General features: G+C 72.6%; 18 protein-coding genes and 1 tRNA gene. 14 read left to right on the plus strand and 5 right to left on the minus strand.

Annotated features, from left to right (window positions below):
- Window positions 1–5: 5 nt before the first annotated feature.
- The gene (locus ACGFXC_RS13290; protein ID WP_393712324.1) at window positions 6–827 is read right to left on the minus strand and encodes a VOC family protein; all 822 of its coding nucleotides are present in this window, start codon (window positions 825–827) and stop codon (window positions 6–8) included.
- A gap of 130 nt (window positions 828–957) precedes the next feature.
- Between ACGFXC_RS13290 and ACGFXC_RS13295 the strand changes: the two genes are divergently transcribed.
- Window positions 958–1542 (plus strand): HhH-GPD-type base excision DNA repair protein, encoded by a 585-nt coding sequence (locus tag ACGFXC_RS13295; RefSeq protein WP_393712326.1) that lies wholly within the window; start codon window positions 958–960, stop codon window positions 1540–1542.
- Window positions 1543–1616: 74 nt separating this feature from the next.
- The gene (locus ACGFXC_RS13300) at window positions 1617–2093 is read left to right on the plus strand and encodes a cupin domain-containing protein (protein ID WP_393712328.1); all 477 of its coding nucleotides are present in this window, start codon (window positions 1617–1619) and stop codon (window positions 2091–2093) included.
- On the opposite strand, the gene opcA is transcribed toward ACGFXC_RS13300, so the two are convergent.
- Window positions 2039–2974: a glucose-6-phosphate dehydrogenase assembly protein OpcA gene (gene opcA / locus ACGFXC_RS13305; RefSeq protein WP_393712330.1), complete on the minus strand. Its 936-nt coding sequence runs from the start codon at window positions 2972–2974 to the stop codon at window positions 2039–2041. The two genes, ACGFXC_RS13300 and opcA, sit on opposite strands and share 55 nt — an antisense overlap.
- Before the next feature lie 82 nt (window positions 2975–3056).
- Window positions 3057–4658 carry a helicase HerA-like domain-containing protein gene (locus ACGFXC_RS13310; protein WP_393712331.1) on the minus strand — a complete coding sequence of 534 codons (1602 nt, stop codon included), beginning with the start codon at window positions 4656–4658 and terminating at the stop codon, window positions 3057–3059.
- Window positions 4659–4746: 88 nt separating this feature from the next.
- Between ACGFXC_RS13310 and ACGFXC_RS13315 the strand changes: the two genes are divergently transcribed.
- Window positions 4747–5043 carry a type II toxin-antitoxin system VapB family antitoxin gene (locus ACGFXC_RS13315; protein WP_030010424.1) on the plus strand — a complete coding sequence of 99 codons (297 nt, stop codon included), beginning with the start codon at window positions 4747–4749 and terminating at the stop codon, window positions 5041–5043.
- Between the two features lie 79 nt (window positions 5044–5122).
- Window positions 5123–5800, plus strand: a complete 678-nt coding sequence (locus ACGFXC_RS13320; protein ID WP_393712333.1) for a LytR C-terminal domain-containing protein — start codon at window positions 5123–5125, stop codon at window positions 5798–5800.
- 22 nt (window positions 5801–5822) lie between these two features.
- Here the strand turns inward: ACGFXC_RS13320 and upp are convergent, their stop codons facing one another.
- Window positions 5823–6458: a uracil phosphoribosyltransferase gene (gene upp / locus ACGFXC_RS13325; protein ID WP_393712335.1), complete on the minus strand. Its 636-nt coding sequence runs from the start codon at window positions 6456–6458 to the stop codon at window positions 5823–5825.
- A gap of 277 nt (window positions 6459–6735) precedes the next feature.
- Here upp and ACGFXC_RS13330 point away from each other — a divergent pair, with 277 nt between their 5' ends.
- The 10 genes from ACGFXC_RS13330 (at window position 6736) to ACGFXC_RS13375 (ending at window position 13595) form a co-directional block, all read left to right on the plus strand.
- On the plus strand, window positions 6736–7689 hold the full coding sequence (locus tag ACGFXC_RS13330) for a universal stress protein (protein WP_393712336.1): 954 nt from the start codon (window positions 6736–6738) through the stop codon (window positions 7687–7689).
- Window positions 7690–7806: 117 nt separating this feature from the next.
- Window positions 7807–8052: a hypothetical protein gene (locus ACGFXC_RS13335; protein ID WP_393712337.1), complete on the plus strand. Its 246-nt coding sequence runs from the start codon at window positions 7807–7809 to the stop codon at window positions 8050–8052.
- Between the two features lie 327 nt (window positions 8053–8379).
- A complete protein-coding gene (locus ACGFXC_RS13340) occupies window positions 8380–8931 on the plus strand; it encodes a hypothetical protein (RefSeq protein ID WP_393713171.1) in 552 nt (183 codons plus the stop codon).
- A 62-nt stretch (window positions 8932–8993) separates the two neighbouring features.
- Entirely contained in the window at window positions 8994–9422 is a 429-nt protein-coding gene (gene tadA, locus ACGFXC_RS13345) for a tRNA adenosine(34) deaminase TadA (RefSeq protein ID WP_393713172.1), read from the plus strand.
- Window positions 9423–9481: 59 nt separating this feature from the next.
- Window positions 9482–9566, plus strand: a tRNA-Ser gene (locus ACGFXC_RS13350).
- A gap of 86 nt (window positions 9567–9652) precedes the next feature.
- Window positions 9653–9943 carry a hypothetical protein gene (locus ACGFXC_RS13355; protein ID WP_393712338.1) on the plus strand — a complete coding sequence of 97 codons (291 nt, stop codon included), beginning with the start codon at window positions 9653–9655 and terminating at the stop codon, window positions 9941–9943.
- 414 nt (window positions 9944–10357) lie between these two features.
- Complete coding sequence (locus ACGFXC_RS13360) at window positions 10358–10519, plus strand: hypothetical protein (protein WP_164720920.1); 162 nt, start codon at window positions 10358–10360, stop codon at window positions 10517–10519.
- A gap of 209 nt (window positions 10520–10728) precedes the next feature.
- Window positions 10729–11646 carry an RNA polymerase sigma factor SigF gene (locus ACGFXC_RS13365; RefSeq protein WP_393712340.1) on the plus strand — a complete coding sequence of 306 codons (918 nt, stop codon included), beginning with the start codon at window positions 10729–10731 and terminating at the stop codon, window positions 11644–11646.
- A gap of 232 nt (window positions 11647–11878) precedes the next feature.
- On the plus strand, window positions 11879–12718 hold the full coding sequence (locus tag ACGFXC_RS13370) for an RNA polymerase sigma factor SigF (protein WP_393712342.1): 840 nt from the start codon (window positions 11879–11881) through the stop codon (window positions 12716–12718).
- 55 nt (window positions 12719–12773) lie between these two features.
- A complete protein-coding gene (locus tag ACGFXC_RS13375; protein ID WP_393712344.1) occupies window positions 12774–13595 on the plus strand; it encodes a hypothetical protein in 822 nt (273 codons plus the stop codon).
- A 24-nt stretch (window positions 13596–13619) separates the two neighbouring features.
- Here ACGFXC_RS13375 and ACGFXC_RS13380 read toward each other — a convergent pair whose 3' ends face one another.
- Window positions 13620–13850, minus strand: coding sequence for a hypothetical protein (locus ACGFXC_RS13380; RefSeq protein ID WP_393712346.1), 231 nt, complete (start codon window positions 13848–13850; stop codon window positions 13620–13622).
- Window positions 13851–13860 lie beyond the last annotated feature (10 nt).

Raw genomic sequence — 13860 nt, forward strand, 5'->3', positions numbered from 1 at the left:
CCGGATCACACGAACGTCGGCATCTCACCGGCCGTGGTCGACATGTCGATCACCGCGAAGGCCGCGCCCTGCGGGTCCGTGACCGCCGCGAAGCGGCCGAAGGGGGTGTCCATCGGCCCGAAGTGCACCGTTCCGCCACGGGCCCTGGTCTTCTCGACGGCCTCGTCGCAGTCCGGGACGCCGAAGTAGACCTGGACGTAGGAGGGGATCTGCGGCGGGAACTCGTCGCCCATCTTCATCCGGCCGAGCACCGGGTTGCCCTTGCCGCCCACGCTGAAGACCTTGAACTCCATGCCGGCCGCCTCGGCGTCCTCGCCCTCCTCACCGGCCTCCATTTGCTGGGCCTCGTACGGGAAGACCTCCGTCAGGAAGTCGTCCGCCTTCTGCGGATCCCGGCTGAAGACCTCCGCCCAGGCGTACGCACCCGCCTCGCCGAGCTTCTCGAAGCCCTTGTGCTCGCCCGGCTGCCAGACGCCGAAGACGGCGCCGCTGGGCTCCTTGGCGATGGCCATCGTGCCGAAGGTGCCGACCTTCATGGGCTCCATCAGCAGCTCGCCGCCCGCCGACCTGATCTTCTCGGCGGTGGCCGCGGCGTCCGGCGAGGCGAAGTACAGGCACCACTGGGAGGAGCCCTCGCCCCCCGGCATCGGCGGGACGACGGCCGCGACCGCCTTCCCGCCCGAGTAGGCCTGCGTGTAGTTGCCGTGCTCGCTGCTGGCCTCGCCGAAGGTCCAGCCCAGCACGTCGGCGTAGAACTCCTTGGCCGCCTCCACGTCGGTGAACATCGCGTCCACCCAGCACGGGGCGCCTTCCGGGAAATCGGACATGGTCGATCGGCTCCTGTGTCGTACGTCGTCCCCAGCACATCCACTGCCCTGTCGCTTCCACGCTAGGCGGGGGGTCCGACAACCGCGCGCCGACCGCGCGCGGGCGGCCCCGGCGGGGGAGGCTGGAGGCATGGACGACATCACCATCCGGCTCGCGCAACAGCCCGAGGCCGACGCCCTGCTCGCGCGCAGCCCGCTCGCCGCGCTCGTCGGGATGCTGCTCGACCAGCAGGTGCCGATGGAGTGGGCGTTCGCCGGGCCCCACACGATCGCCGTGCGGCTGGGCACCGACGACCTGGACGCCCACGCCATCGCCGCCGCCGACCCGGACGCCTTCGCCGAGCTGCTGTCGCGCAAACCGGCCGTGCACCGCTACCCGGGCTCCATGGCGAAGCGGATCCAGCAGCTGTGCGCGTACCTCGTCGAGCACTACGAGGGGGACGCGGCCGGGGTCTGGCGGGACGCGGCCGACGGCGCCGAACTGCTGGAGCGGCTGAAGGCGCTGCCGGGGTTCGGGGAGCAGAAGGCGAAGATCTTCCTCGCACTGCTGGGCAAGCGGCTGGGCGTCCGGCCGAAGGGCTGGCGGGAGGCGGCGGGGGACTACGGACCGGCGAACGTCTACCGGTCCGCGGCGGACATCACGGGGCCGGAGTCGCTGGCGAAGGTCAGGGAGTACAAGCAGGCGAAGAAGGCGGCCGCCCGGCAGGCCCCGTAAGGGAAGAAACGCTTCCGGAAACGGGCCGCAGAACCCGGTGGATCTTGGGCGGAAGCACTCCGTACGATCCGGCCATGACCGAGAATCTGACGCGCGCCACCACCGCCGAGACCATCTCCGACGGGCCGGGCAGCCGGATCACCCTGCTCACCGACACCGACCACCTCACCTGCAACACCGCGAGCTTCGAGGTGGGGGCGGCCGGAGCTCCCGTCCACTTCCACACCAAGGCGACCGAGTTCTTCCACGTCACCGACGGCCGGCTCGACGTCCTCGTCGGCGACGAGGTGCACACCCTGGGCAAGGGCGACTTCCTCAGCGTCGCCCCCGGCGTCAAGCACGCCTTCGCCCCCGCCGCCGGACACACGGCCGAGGTCTTCGTCGGCTTCACGCCCGGCATGGGCCGCTTCGACTACTACCGCCTCCTGGGCCGGGTCCGGGCCGGCGAGGCCACCGTGCAGGACATCATCGACAGCCAGCCGGTGTACGACAACCACTACGCGGAGAGCGAGGCCTGGGCCGGCCGCGCCGCCCGCAGCGCCGAGGCGTAGACCTCGTCGGCGCCGAGCCAGCGCAGCTCCTCCGCGAGCAGCTCGGCGCTGCTGCGCACCTTCAGGGCGACCGTCCGGTCCGGCCAGCCCGGCAGGACCAGCGCGGCCAGCGCTCCGGCCGGCCGGTCGACCCGGACCTCGCCCGCGGCGGTGTCCATCCGGACCCGGGTGATGACCGGCCCCTCGGTGGTGACCCGCTCCACCGGCACCCCGAGCCGCCGCTCCAGCCAGCGCGCCAGCAGTTCGGCACTCGCGTTGCCGTCCTCGCTCTCCACGGCGGCGCCCGTCACCCCGGACACGTTCTGCTCGAAGGCGGCCGCCAGCAGGGTCCGCCACACCGTCAGCCGGGTCCAGGCCAGGTCGGTGTCGCCGGGGGCGTACGAGGCGGCCCGCAGCGCCAGCGCGCCGACCGGGTCGGGCGCCGCCTGGGAGTCGGTGATCCGCCGCTGCGCCAGCCGGCCGAGGTCGTCGCGGGCGGGATCGGCGGGGGCGTCGGCCGGCCACCACGCCACCACCGGCGCGTCCGGCACCAGCAGCGGCAGCACCACCGAGGCGGCCTGCGTGGTGAGTTCCCCGTGCAGGCGCAGCAGCACGATCTCCCCGGAACCGGCGTCGGTGCCCACGCGCAGCTCGGCGTCGAGGCGGGTGCGGTGCGGCCGCTGGGGGCCGCGGGCGGTGCGCTTGATCACCGCGATGATGCGGCAGGGGTGTTCGCGGGAGGCCTCGGAGGCCGCGCGCACGGAGTCGTAGGCGTTCTCCTCGTCGGTGACCACGACGAGCGTCAGCACCAGCCCCATCGTGGGGCTGCCGACGGCTCGGCGGGCCGCGAGGAGCGCCCGGTCTATCTTGCTGGACGTGGTGTCGGTCAGTTCGGTCCGCATGCCCCGAGTCTGTCAGCGGCCGCCGTACGTCCGGCACCCGGTGCGCTCGATTCCGCCTGGACCCCGGCGGAGGCGGGCCCGGTCAGCGGCGCCGCCGGGCCGTGCCGAAGAGCGAGCGGGAGATCTCCCGGCCCAGCTGGGTGCCGACCGAGCGGGCCAGGGAGCGGAACAGCCCGCTCCCGACGACCTGCTGGGCGAGCGAGGGGTCCGGCTTCGGGGCGGAGCGCGCCGCCTTCTCGGCCGCCTTGGCCTGCTTCTCGGCCTCGGCCGCGGCGGCCGCGGCCTCCGCTTCGGCCTCGGCGGCGGCCTGTTCGGCGCTGATCTTCTCGTACGCCGATTCGCGGTCGACGGGCTCCGCGTAGCGCGAGTACAGCAGGGAGGCCTTCACCGCCCGGTCCAGGGCCGCCGCGTCGAGCGGCCCCATCAGCGACTGCGGCGCGCGCAGCCGGGTGGCGGCGACGGGGGTGGGGGCGCCGTTCTCGCTGAGGACCGTGACGACGGCTTCGCCGGTGCCGAGCCGGGTCAGCAGCTCCTCCAGGTCGTACGGGGAGTTGGGGAAGGTCTTCACGGTGGCCTTGAGGGCCTTGGCGTCGTCGGGGGTGAAGGCCCGCAGGGCGTGCTGCACCCGGTTGCCGAGCTGCGCGAGGACGTCGGCCGGCACGTCCTTGGGGGTCTGCGTCACGAAGAACACGCCGATGCCCTTGGAGCGGATGAGCCGCACGGTCTGGGTGATGGAGTCGAGGAAGGCCTTGGACGCGCCGTTGAACAGCAGGTGGGCCTCGTCGAAGAAGAAGACGAGCTTGGGCCGTTCCAGGTCGCCGACTTCCGGGAGGCCGGCGTAGAGGTCGGCGAGCAGCCACATCAGGAAGGTGGAGAACAGCTGCGGCCGCTCCTGCACGGCCGGGAGTTCCAGTACGGAGACCAGCCCGCGGCCGTCGGCGGCCGTGCGCAGGAACTCGTCCGTGTCGAACTCGGGCTCGCCGAAGAACGCGTCGGCGCCCTGCTGTTCGAAGGCGGTCAGCGCCCGCAGGATCACCCCGGCGGTGACGGTGGAGAGGCCGCCGATGCCCTTGAGCTCGGGTTTGCCCTGGTCGGAGACGAGGAAGGCGACCACCGCCCGCAGGTCCTTGAGGTCGATGAGCTCCAGGCCCTTGGTGTCGGCGTAGTGGAAGATCAGGCCGAGGGACTGCTCCTGGGTCTGGTTCAGCTGGAGCACCTTGGACATCAGGACGGGCCCGAAGGACGTCACGGTCGCCCGCAGGGGGATGCCGGTGCCGATGCCGCCGAGGGAGTAGAACTCGCCCGGGCAGCCGGCGGGCCGCCAGTCCTGGGCGACGTCGGCGGCCCGTTCGCGGACCTTCTCGTCGTCGGTGCCGGGCGCGGAGATCCCCGAGACGTCGCCCTTGATGTCGGCGAGGAAGACGGGCACGCCGTTGGCGGAGAGCTGTTCGGCGATCAGCTGGAGGGTCTTGGTCTTGCCGGTGCCGGTGGCCCCCGCGACCAGGCCGTGCCGGTTGAGCATCGACAGCGGGATGCGGATCTGCCGCTCCGGCAGGCAGGCCCCGTCCCAGAGCAGGGCGCCCAGGTCGAGCGCGGGTCCGGTGAAGGCGTACCCGGCGGCGATCTGCGCGGCCGGGCCGTCCGCGGGGTCCGCCGGAACGGCGGGGTCGGTGCTCGGACTCATGCATCACTCCCGTAATAGCCCCGTGTGCCACTTTTGCACCGACGGCGCGAGGCTGCGCCCGGAGGCGCGGGCCCGGTAGGCTTTCCGTGTGATCTTCAAGCGCATCGGAAGCGGGCGGCCGTACCCCGACCACGGCAGGGAAACCACCCGGCAGTGGGCGGACGTCGCCCCGCGCCCGGTCCGGCTCGACCAGCTCGTGACGACCAAGGGCCAGCTGGACCTCGAAACGCTGCTCGCCGAGGACTCCACCTTCTACGGCGACCTCTTCGCCCACGTCGTGAAGTGGCGGGGCGACCTGTACCTGGAGGACGGGCTGCACCGCGCGGTGCGCGCGGCCCTCCAGCAGCGCCAGGTGCTGCACGCGCGCGTCCTGGAAATGGACTGATTGCGCCTTTCGGGTCGGCCTTAGCCGATCAATAGATCATTTAGTAGGCATCGTTCCGGTACGGCACTACGCTGCGCCCATGAGCATGCTCACTCCCCCCGGCATGGGCGGAAAGTACCGCGTCACGGGAGCTGCCTACCCCCGCATGAGCCGGCCCCGGCGACGCCGCAAGGTCGTGTTCGCCCTGCTCGGATCGCTCCTCGCGCTGGCCCTTCTCGGTTACGGGGGACTCCAGCTCATCGGCGTGTTCCGAGGCGACGGCAAGCGGAACGCGGCGGCGGGCAAGGACTGCCCCACGGCGTCGCCCGGCGCGGGCAAGGCCGCCAAGGCCGTGAACACGGGGTCCGGCCCCGGCGCGGCACCGTCGGCCAGTCCCGCGGCCGCGCTCCCCCAGCCCGGTCAGATCACCGTCAACGTCTACAACGCGACCCCGCGCGCCGGACTCGCCAAGGCGGTCCGCGACGAGCTGGAGAAACGCGGCTTCGTCATCGGCCAGGTCGGCAACGCCCCCGCCGGCTTCGACAAGAAGGTCCCCGGCGCCGGGATACTGGTCGGCTCCCCGCGGACCGACAAGGCCGCGTACTCCGTGCTCGCCGCGCAGCTCGCCGGGGTCACCACCCAGACCGACGCGCGCGAGGGCGGCGACATCGACCTGATCCTCGGCGACTCCTTCAAGGAACTCACCGCGAAGGCGGACGCGGACAAGGCGCTGGCCGCCCTGGCCAACCCCGTGCCCGCGCCCGCCGGGAAGTGCTGAGGCGGGCGGACCCGCCGTACGGCTATTCCGCCGAGCCGTACATGCGGTCGCCCGCGTCGCCCAGGCCCGGCACGATGTAGCCGTGCTCGTTGAGCCGCTCGTCCACGGCGGCCGTCACCACCGTCACCGGCGTGCCCGCCAGCGCGCGCTCCATGACCTCGACGCCCTCGGGCGCGGCCAGCAGCACCACGGCGGTCACGTCGTCGGCGCCGCGCTTGATGAGTTCCTGGATCGCGGCGACCAGCGTGCCGCCGGTGGCCAGCATCGGGTCGACCACGTAGACCTGGCGACCGGAGAGGTCCTCGGGCATGCGCGTCGCGTACGTGGAGGCCTCCAGGGTCTCCTCGTTGCGGACCATGCCGAGGAAGCCCACCTCGGCGGTCGGCAGCAGCCGCACCATGCCGTCCAGCATGCCGAGACCGGCGCGCAGGATCGGCACGACCAGCGGACGCGGGTGCGAGAGCTTGACGCCGGTGGTCGGGGAGACCGGGGTCTCGATGTCCGCCTGCTCGGTGCGCACGTCGCGCGTGGCCTCGTAGGCGAGGAGCGTCACCAGCTCGTCGGCGAGCCGGCGGAAGGTGGGGGAGTCGGTGCGCTTGTCGCGCAGCGTGGTGAGTTTGTGCGCCACCAAGGGGTGATCGACGACCTGCAAACGCACAACATCCTCCAAGACTCAGCCGGGCTTCGACCTGCGATCTGCGACCTGCGACCCTGCTACCTGCGAAACCGGTCGCCTGTTCGCGACCCACTGGCAAAAGGCTACGCGGTGGGACGGCCGCCGCGCGCCCGCGCCCGGCCCGCAGCGGACCCGCGGGCCGACCCGCGCGGACCCGCGGCCAACCCGCGCGGACCCCCGGCGCGCCCGCGTCCGGCCCGCGACACGCCCGGCGGCGGCCCGAGGTGCGGCCCCCGGCACCGCCCGGGACCCTGGGGTGATGACCCACGCACCCGTGATCGCGGCCGTCGACGGATCCGACCACAGCCTGCGCGCCCTGGAATGGGCCCGCGGCGCCGCGCTGCGCCACGGCACCGGCCTGCTGGTCGCCCACGTGCTCCCCGAGACGTCCCAGCTGTACGCGGGCCGCCGCTCGGCCCTGCACGATCCGAACGAGCCCGAGCAGTACGCCGACCCCGTGGGCGACCACGTGCGCGGCCTCCTGGAGACCGCCCCCGAGCTGCCGCCGGAGGTCCGCTACGAGGCGCTGGAGGGCTCGGTCCCCGAGGCCCTGCGGGTGATCGCCGCCGAGGGCGCGCCGCTGATGCTGGTGATGGGCTCGCGCGGGCGCGGCGGCTTCGCGGCGCTGCTGCTCGGCTCCAGCAGCCGGGCCGTCGCCACCACCGCCACCTGCCCCGTCGTGGTCGTCCCGCACGCGGACCGGGAGGCCCGGGACGCCGGCTCCGAGCCCTCCGCCGGCCGCGTGGTGCTCGGACTGCACGCCGCCGAGACCCCGGACGACGTGCTGGACTTCGCCTTCGCCGAGGCCGCCGCCCGGGGGACCACCGTCCAGGTGGTCTCCGCGTACGCCCTGCCGCCCGGTCCGGCCCTGGTGATCGACAGTCCCTTCGCGGTGATCCCGCCCGAGGCCCTGGCCGACGGCGGCGACGGCATCCCCGCCGAACGGGAGATGCTGCGCTCCCAGACGGAGCGCCTCGCCCCGGTCCGGGCCCGGTATCCGCAGGTGCCCGTCGAACAGGCGGCCGTGCCTGGGGACCCGGCCGGACGGCTGGTGGAGGCGTCCCGGTCGGCCGCGCTCGTCGTGGTGGGCCGCCACCACCCCCGCCGGCGCTCCCTGCTGATGGGCTCGGTCGCGCACGCGGTGCTCCAGCACGCGCACGGCCCGGTGGCCGTCGTACCGGCCCTCCACGACGACGCCGCGGACGAGGCCTGACCTGGGCCGACCTGCCGAAGGGTGGCATCAAACGCGCCACCCGGGGGAAGGTGGGTCCGGGGGGACTGCTTCGCGCCGGCGGAGGAGGACGACCGGACCAGCCGTGGGTGGTGGCCGATGCCCGACACGCAGCCGAACGAGACCAGCACGAGTGACGGGAGCGGCACAAGCAGCGGGAGTGACGGGAGCGGCGGTAGCGAGGCGTACGAGGCCCCGGAGACGGCGGCCCAGCGCAGGGCGCGGCGCGCGCAGTTCCTGCGCGACCTGAACGAGGCCCGGGAACTGCGCGACCGGGTCCAGCCACGGCGCGCCCGCGCGGCCCGGATGCGCCAGCAGATGCGGATGCGCACCTTCCGTTGGTGACCGCCCCCTGACCCGCCCCGCCCCCCTCACGCCCCCTCCCGTCACCGCACGCCCTCGTCGCTCCCGGCCCGCCCCCTGGCCGCACCCGGCCCGTCCGGCCACCGTCTTCCCGCCGGCCTCCGTCCGTCCCCCCCGCGTCCCCCCGCCGGCCCGGCAACCGGCGCCGCGACACGGCCGCCGCGCCGAAGACCTCTCGCAAAGCCGCTGTTTCTGCCACGATGCCGATTGGGCGGGGTAAGGACCGGCGAGCGTCACGGCCGTTCCCACCCCAACCTCCGGCCGGGGGGACCTCCAACCGGCACGCCTATGACCAGTGGGAGAGTCACGGTGTACTTCGCCGCACTGCTCGCGCGCACCGAAGACGGGTGGGAAGCGAGCGACATGGAACTCGACGACGTCGAGTCCCTGAGTGATCTGATCGATCTCGCCCGGTCCGCCGCTGTCGACGACGACACGGTGGTCGCCCTCATCGAGCAGGAGGACGCCTGGTTCGGCGTCATCCGCGTGGACGGGGAGGAGGACCCTCGGTACTACGTGTCGAACGCCTCCGCCGCCGACCGCAGCTCCTACGGCTCGATGCTGACCAAGGAGCTGCTGGGCAACGATGAGGAGGACGACGATCTCGACGAACTGGACCTGGACGGGACCGAGGACGGCGAGGACGAACCGGTCGCCGCGTTCACGGACGACGGGGACGACGACGCGGACGACGGGGCGGGAACCGGAGCCGAACCGCTCCCGGCCGGCCCGCTCGGCGACCCCCGGCTGCTGGACGACCTCGGAGTCGGCCACAAGGAACTGATGTCCCTCGACGGAGACGCCCTCTCGGAGATCGCCGACTCGCTCGGCGCCACCGAGGTACTGGAGGCCGTCCGCTAGTGATCGCCGTGCACGACACCCCGTACGACCACGATCCCGTACGGGATCCCTGGCGGGACTCCATGCGCCTGGCGCTGGAGCAGGCCGCCCTCGCGGTACCGGCCGGCGACGTGCCGGTCGGTGCCGTCGTGCTCGGCCCGGACGGAGAGCTCCTCGCCGCCGGGCACAACGAGCGCGAGGCGGCCGGCGACCCCACGGCACACGCCGAGGTACTGGCGCTGCGCCGGGCGGCCGCCCGGCTCGGGGAGTGGCGGCTGACGGGGTGCACCCTCGTGGTGACCCTGGAGCCGTGCGTGATGTGCGCGGGCGCGCTCGTGCAGTCGCGGGTGGCGAGGGTCGTGTACGGCGCGGGAGACGAGAAGGCGGGCGCGGCGGGGTCGCTCTGGGACCTCGTGCGCGACCGCCGCCTCAACCACCGGCCCGAGGTGGTCCGCGGGGTGCTGGAGCAGGAGTGCGCGCGGCAGCTGACGGACTTCTTCCGGGAGCGGTGAGCCAGGCCACTGCGTCCGGAGTTGCAAAGCACTCCCCGCCATCGGCTAGGATCTATCTCGGTAGTGTGTCCGAGTGGCCGAAGGAGCTCGCCTCGAAAGCGAGTATGGGGCAACCCATCGGGGGTTCAAATCCCTCCACTACCGCGCTTGACGAGAGCCCCGGTTCGTACGAACCGGGGCTCTCGCGCATGCCCGCCGTGACCGGCCGACGGCTCGGCCGTTGTCACGGCATGAACAAGACCCAGCGCATCCTCGCCGCCATCGCCCTCGCGGGGGCCGCCGCGGGCTTCGCCGCACCCGCCGCCTCCGCCGCGGGCCTCGCCCCCCTCACCCTCCCGGACCTGCCGACCGCCACCCCGGACATGCCGGCGGGCGCCCAGCCGCGGTCCGTCCAGGAGATCGGCTCGAAGGTCAGCGCGGGCGCCAACCAGCTCAACCAGCTGATGGAGCTGCCGAACCAGCTCGCGCCCGTGATCGCGCCCGTCCAGCCCATCGCGGAGCTGGCCGGGGCCATCGAATAGCCCCTTACCGGACGAACGAACGGACGACCGGCCGGACGACCGCACAGGCGCACGGGCGCAGGACGCGAAGAAGGCCCCGACCGGAGCCGGGGCCTTCGACGTGGGGGACGGGGGAAGTGGCATCGGGGGGACAAGCCACTTCCCCCGGTGAGGACGGAACCTGCCAGCCCGAGCCGCAGTCAGGGGGGAAGCTTGCGGCTCGGACCCCGCAGTGAGGTCCTGTCCCTCACCCACCGATTTCCTGCCAGAACCGGTGGGCTCTCCTCAATCCTGCGCCCTCCGCAACCCGGCACCCAGCGGCAAAGGACCCGTTCCCGCGGGTCATTGGTCCTTAAAGGGCAGGTGAGTGCCAGAACTTGACCGGTTAGACTCCACCGACTTTGCAGTAGCCGGTTGGGGAGGCCGACACCGTTCATGGACACCAAGAAGCTCATCACGGGCGTCCTCACCGTGTTCGTCCTCTTCGTGATCATCACCCAGCCGAAGCGGGCCGCCGAGATGGTGGGAATAGGCTTCCAGGGCATATCGGATGCGGCCTCCGGTATCGGCGAGTTCATCACCGAACTGGTGAACTGAACCCGTACGCCGAAGCGGTTTCCGGACTTCCCGGCCCCCCCTACTCCGACGGATGGGGGGTCTTTTGCATTCCCGCCATTCGAGGAAATTGCCCGCATATGCCCAACTTGCCCTCAACACGTGGTTATACGGTGCTTGCACACAGTGCACATGTCTTGTGATGCTATGACCGCTTTTGACGGATAGTTGACCGAAGGGGTGGCGTGACCGTGCCGGCCAGTACTGCGCCTCAGGTGCCACCCCAGCAGGAGTCCCAGCAGGAACCCCCGCCACCGGCGCTCGCGCCCCGGCAGGAGCCCCTCCAGGAACAGCGCGAGGAGCCCCCGGCCCCCCAGGCGCCGCCGGTCCCGCCGAGACCTCAGGGCCGGGGTGCGGACACCCGGGCCCTCACCCAGGTCCTCTTCGGCCAGCTGAAGGGGCTGCAGCCGGGCACCAGCGAGCACGACCGGGTGCGCGGGGCCCTCATCGAGGCGAACCTCCCGCTGGTGCGGTACGCGGCGGCCCGCTTCCGCAGCCGCAACGAGCCGATGGAGGACGTCGTCCAGGTCGGCACCATCGGCCTGATCAACGCCATCGACCGGTTCGACCCGGAGCGCGGGGTCCAGTTCCCCACCTTCGCCATGCCGACGGTCGTCGGCGAGATCAAGCGGTACTTCCGGGACAACGTCCGCACCGTCCACGTCCCGCGCCGCCTCCACGAGCTGTGGGTGCAGGTCAACGCCGCCACCGAGGACCTCACCACCCTCCACGGCCGGACCCCGACCACCCCCGAGATCGCCGAGCGGCTGCGGATCGGCGAGGACGAGGTGCTGTCCTGCATCGAGGCCGGCCGCAGCTACCACGCGACCTCGCTCGAAGCCGCCCAGGAGGGCGACGGCATGCCGGGCCTGCTCGACCGGCTGGGGTACGAGGACCCCGAGCTGGCCGGCGTCGAACACCGCGACCTCGTCCGCCACCTGCTGGTCCAGCTGCCCGAACGGGAGCAGCGGATCCTGCTGCTGCGGTACTACAACAACCTCACCCAGTCGCAGATCAGCGCCGAGCTGGGGGTCTCCCAGATGCACGTGTCGCGGCTGCTCGCCCGGAGCTTCGCCCGTCTGAGATCCGCAAACAGGATCGAGGCCTAACCGGATCGGGTGGAGGCGCTCCCGCGTTTCCCTACAGAACCGGCTCATTCCGCTCGGTCGGCCGTCTGTCACTGGAGATACTTGTCGACATGACGCTACAGCGTGTTGCCGACATGTGACATTCTGCTGGAACCGCGTTTGCCGCAGCCCCGCCTCCGGTATTCAGGTGGAGGCTGCGTTCCTCCGACGGGCGCGCAGAGAACGCGACCGTCCGCGACCTCAAGGGGGTGGCATGTCCGTAGACCAGGGCAGCTCCAAGGTGCTCACGCTCGTCAAGCGCGAGACTCCGGCAGTGTCCGACCGCTCGGAAGCCATCGACACCCGCACCCTCTCCCGCTCCCTCTTCCAGCGACTCGCCGCCCTGGACGCGGACAGCCCCGACCGAACGTACGTACGCGACACCCTGATCGAGCTGAACCTGCCGCTGGTGCGTTACGCGGCGGCCCGGTTCCGCAGCCGCAACGAGCCGATGGAGGACATCGTCCAGGTCGGCACCATCGGCCTGATCAAGGCGATCGACCGGTTCGACTGCGAACGCGGCGTGGAGTTCCCGACGTTCGCGATGCCGACCGTCGTGGGCGAGATCAAACGATTCTTTCGGGACACCTCCTGGTCCGTCCGCGTCCCGCGCCGGCTCCAGGAACTGCGCCTGGCGCTGACGAAGGCCAGTGACGAGCTCGCCCAGAAGCTGGACCGGTCCCCGACCGTGCCGGAGCTGGCCGCCGTGCTCGGCGTCTCCGAGGAAGAGGTGGTCGACGGGCTCGCCGTCGGCAACGCCTACACGGCCTCCTCGCTCGACTCGCCCTCCCCGGAGGACGAGGGCGGCGAGGGCTCCCTCGCGGACCGCCTCGGGTACGAGGACACCGCGCTGGAGGGCGTCGAGTACCGGGAGTCCCTGAAGCCCCTGCTGGCCAAACTCCCGCCCCGGGAACGGCAGATCATCATGCTGCGCTTCTTCGCGAACATGACCCAGTCGCAGATCGGCGAGGAGGTCGGCATCTCCCAGATGCACGTCTCCCGGCTGCTGACGCGCACGCTCGCGCAGCTGCGCGTGGGCCTCATCGGGGAGTGAGCCGGAGCGGGGCCGCGGGGTTCACATTTGACATGACGTCAGGAAAACTGGCGCGATGCGAACGGGATCCCGCACCACGCTCGCCCTGACCGCCGCTCTGTGCGCCGCTGCCACCGCCTCCCTCACCGGCTGCGGCGGACCGGCCCGGGACGGCTACGTCGCCGTGGGCGCGGCCGGGCCCGGGCCCGAACGGGGCGCCGGGCAGAACGTGGCACCCCGGGGGCCGGTCGAGCTCCAGGCCCTGCCCCCGGCCGCGCCGGGTTCCGCCGCGTCCTCGGCGTCCGCCGCGTCCCCGGTGGCGACCCCGTCTTCTACGTCGCCCGGCGTACCGGGGTCCGGCCCTGGTGCGGGCTCCGCCCCGGGCGGAGGGACGGCCACCGGCCCCGGCGGCTCCGCGGCACCCCCCGGCACCCCGCCGGCGCCGGGCGGCTCGGGCTCGGGCGGCTCGGGCTCGGGCGGTTCCGGCTCGGGCGGCTCGGGCTCGGGCGGCTCGGGCTCGGGAGGCACGCCAAGCACTCCGGGCACTCCGACCCCTCCCGGCACTCCGGCGCCCCCGCCTCCGCCCGCCACCCCGGCCCGGATCGCGATCGGCACCCCGGCCCGCACGGCCGCGTCCGAACGCTGGTGCGAGCGCGTCACGGTGAAGTTCACCAACACCGGTAGCACCGCGGCCCGTTCGGGCACGGTCGGCTTCGCCACCCACATCATCGGCGCCCTCGGCGTCGACTGGGCCACGATCACCACCAGCCAGCCGCTGCCCGCCCCGATCGCCGGGGGCACCTCGAAGACGCAGACCTACACGGTCTGCGTGGAGTCCTGGCGGGTCCCCCTGGGCATGCACGTGGACACCCGGAACGTCACGGCCACCTGGAGCTGAAGGGCCCGCCGGGCCGGCGGCCCGTCAGTGGACGACCACCCACACGGCGGCTCCGAGCACCAGGACCAGGGCGACGACCAGCCCCACGTTCAGGCCGCCCTTCGCGCCGGAGGACCCCTTCGCGCGCCGCCGCGCGCCCGGCACGGACGGCGTGCGGGCCGGTTCGGCCTCCTCCACGAACGCCCGGAACATCTGTGTGCTGCCCGCGGGGTCGTAGGTGCCCTCGGGCTCAGGTGAGTTGTGGTTCGCAGCCATGGCTCAGGAC

The sequence above is a fragment of the Streptomyces sp. NPDC048507 genome, from assembly GCF_043199995.1.
In the GTDB taxonomy this organism is placed as follows: Bacteria; Actinomycetota; Actinomycetes; order Streptomycetales; family Streptomycetaceae; genus Streptomyces.

What these genes read in the sequence shown, in the direction of transcription:
- ACGFXC_RS13290 (WP_393712324.1), bottom strand. Translation starts at nt 827, where the DNA reads ATGTCCGATTTCCCGGAAGGCGCCCCGTGCTGGGTGGACGCGATGTTC.
- ACGFXC_RS13295 (WP_393712326.1), top strand. Translation starts at nt 958, where the DNA reads ATGGACGACATCACCATCCGGCTCGCGCAACAGCCCGAGGCCGACGCC.
- ACGFXC_RS13300 (WP_393712328.1), top strand. Translation starts at nt 1,617, where the DNA reads ATGACCGAGAATCTGACGCGCGCCACCACCGCCGAGACCATCTCCGAC.
- opcA (WP_393712330.1), bottom strand. Translation starts at nt 2,974, where the DNA reads ATGCGGACCGAACTGACCGACACCACGTCCAGCAAGATAGACCGGGCG.
- ACGFXC_RS13310 (WP_393712331.1), bottom strand. Translation starts at nt 4,658, where the DNA reads ATGAGTCCGAGCACCGACCCCGCCGTTCCGGCGGACCCCGCGGACGGC.
- ACGFXC_RS13320 (WP_393712333.1), top strand. Translation starts at nt 5,123, where the DNA reads ATGAGCATGCTCACTCCCCCCGGCATGGGCGGAAAGTACCGCGTCACG.
- ACGFXC_RS13330 (WP_393712336.1), top strand. Translation starts at nt 6,736, where the DNA reads ATGACCCACGCACCCGTGATCGCGGCCGTCGACGGATCCGACCACAGC.
- ACGFXC_RS13335 (WP_393712337.1), top strand. Translation starts at nt 7,807, where the DNA reads ATGCCCGACACGCAGCCGAACGAGACCAGCACGAGTGACGGGAGCGGC.
- tadA (WP_393713172.1), top strand. Translation starts at nt 8,994, where the DNA reads ATGCGCCTGGCGCTGGAGCAGGCCGCCCTCGCGGTACCGGCCGGCGAC.
- ACGFXC_RS13355 (WP_393712338.1), top strand. Translation starts at nt 9,653, where the DNA reads ATGAACAAGACCCAGCGCATCCTCGCCGCCATCGCCCTCGCGGGGGCC.
- ACGFXC_RS13360 (WP_164720920.1), top strand. Translation starts at nt 10,358, where the DNA reads ATGGACACCAAGAAGCTCATCACGGGCGTCCTCACCGTGTTCGTCCTC.
- ACGFXC_RS13370 (WP_393712342.1), top strand. Translation starts at nt 11,879, where the DNA reads ATGTCCGTAGACCAGGGCAGCTCCAAGGTGCTCACGCTCGTCAAGCGC.
- ACGFXC_RS13375 (WP_393712344.1), top strand. Translation starts at nt 12,774, where the DNA reads ATGCGAACGGGATCCCGCACCACGCTCGCCCTGACCGCCGCTCTGTGC.
- ACGFXC_RS13380 (WP_393712346.1), bottom strand. Translation starts at nt 13,850, where the DNA reads ATGGCTGCGAACCACAACTCACCTGAGCCCGAGGGCACCTACGACCCC.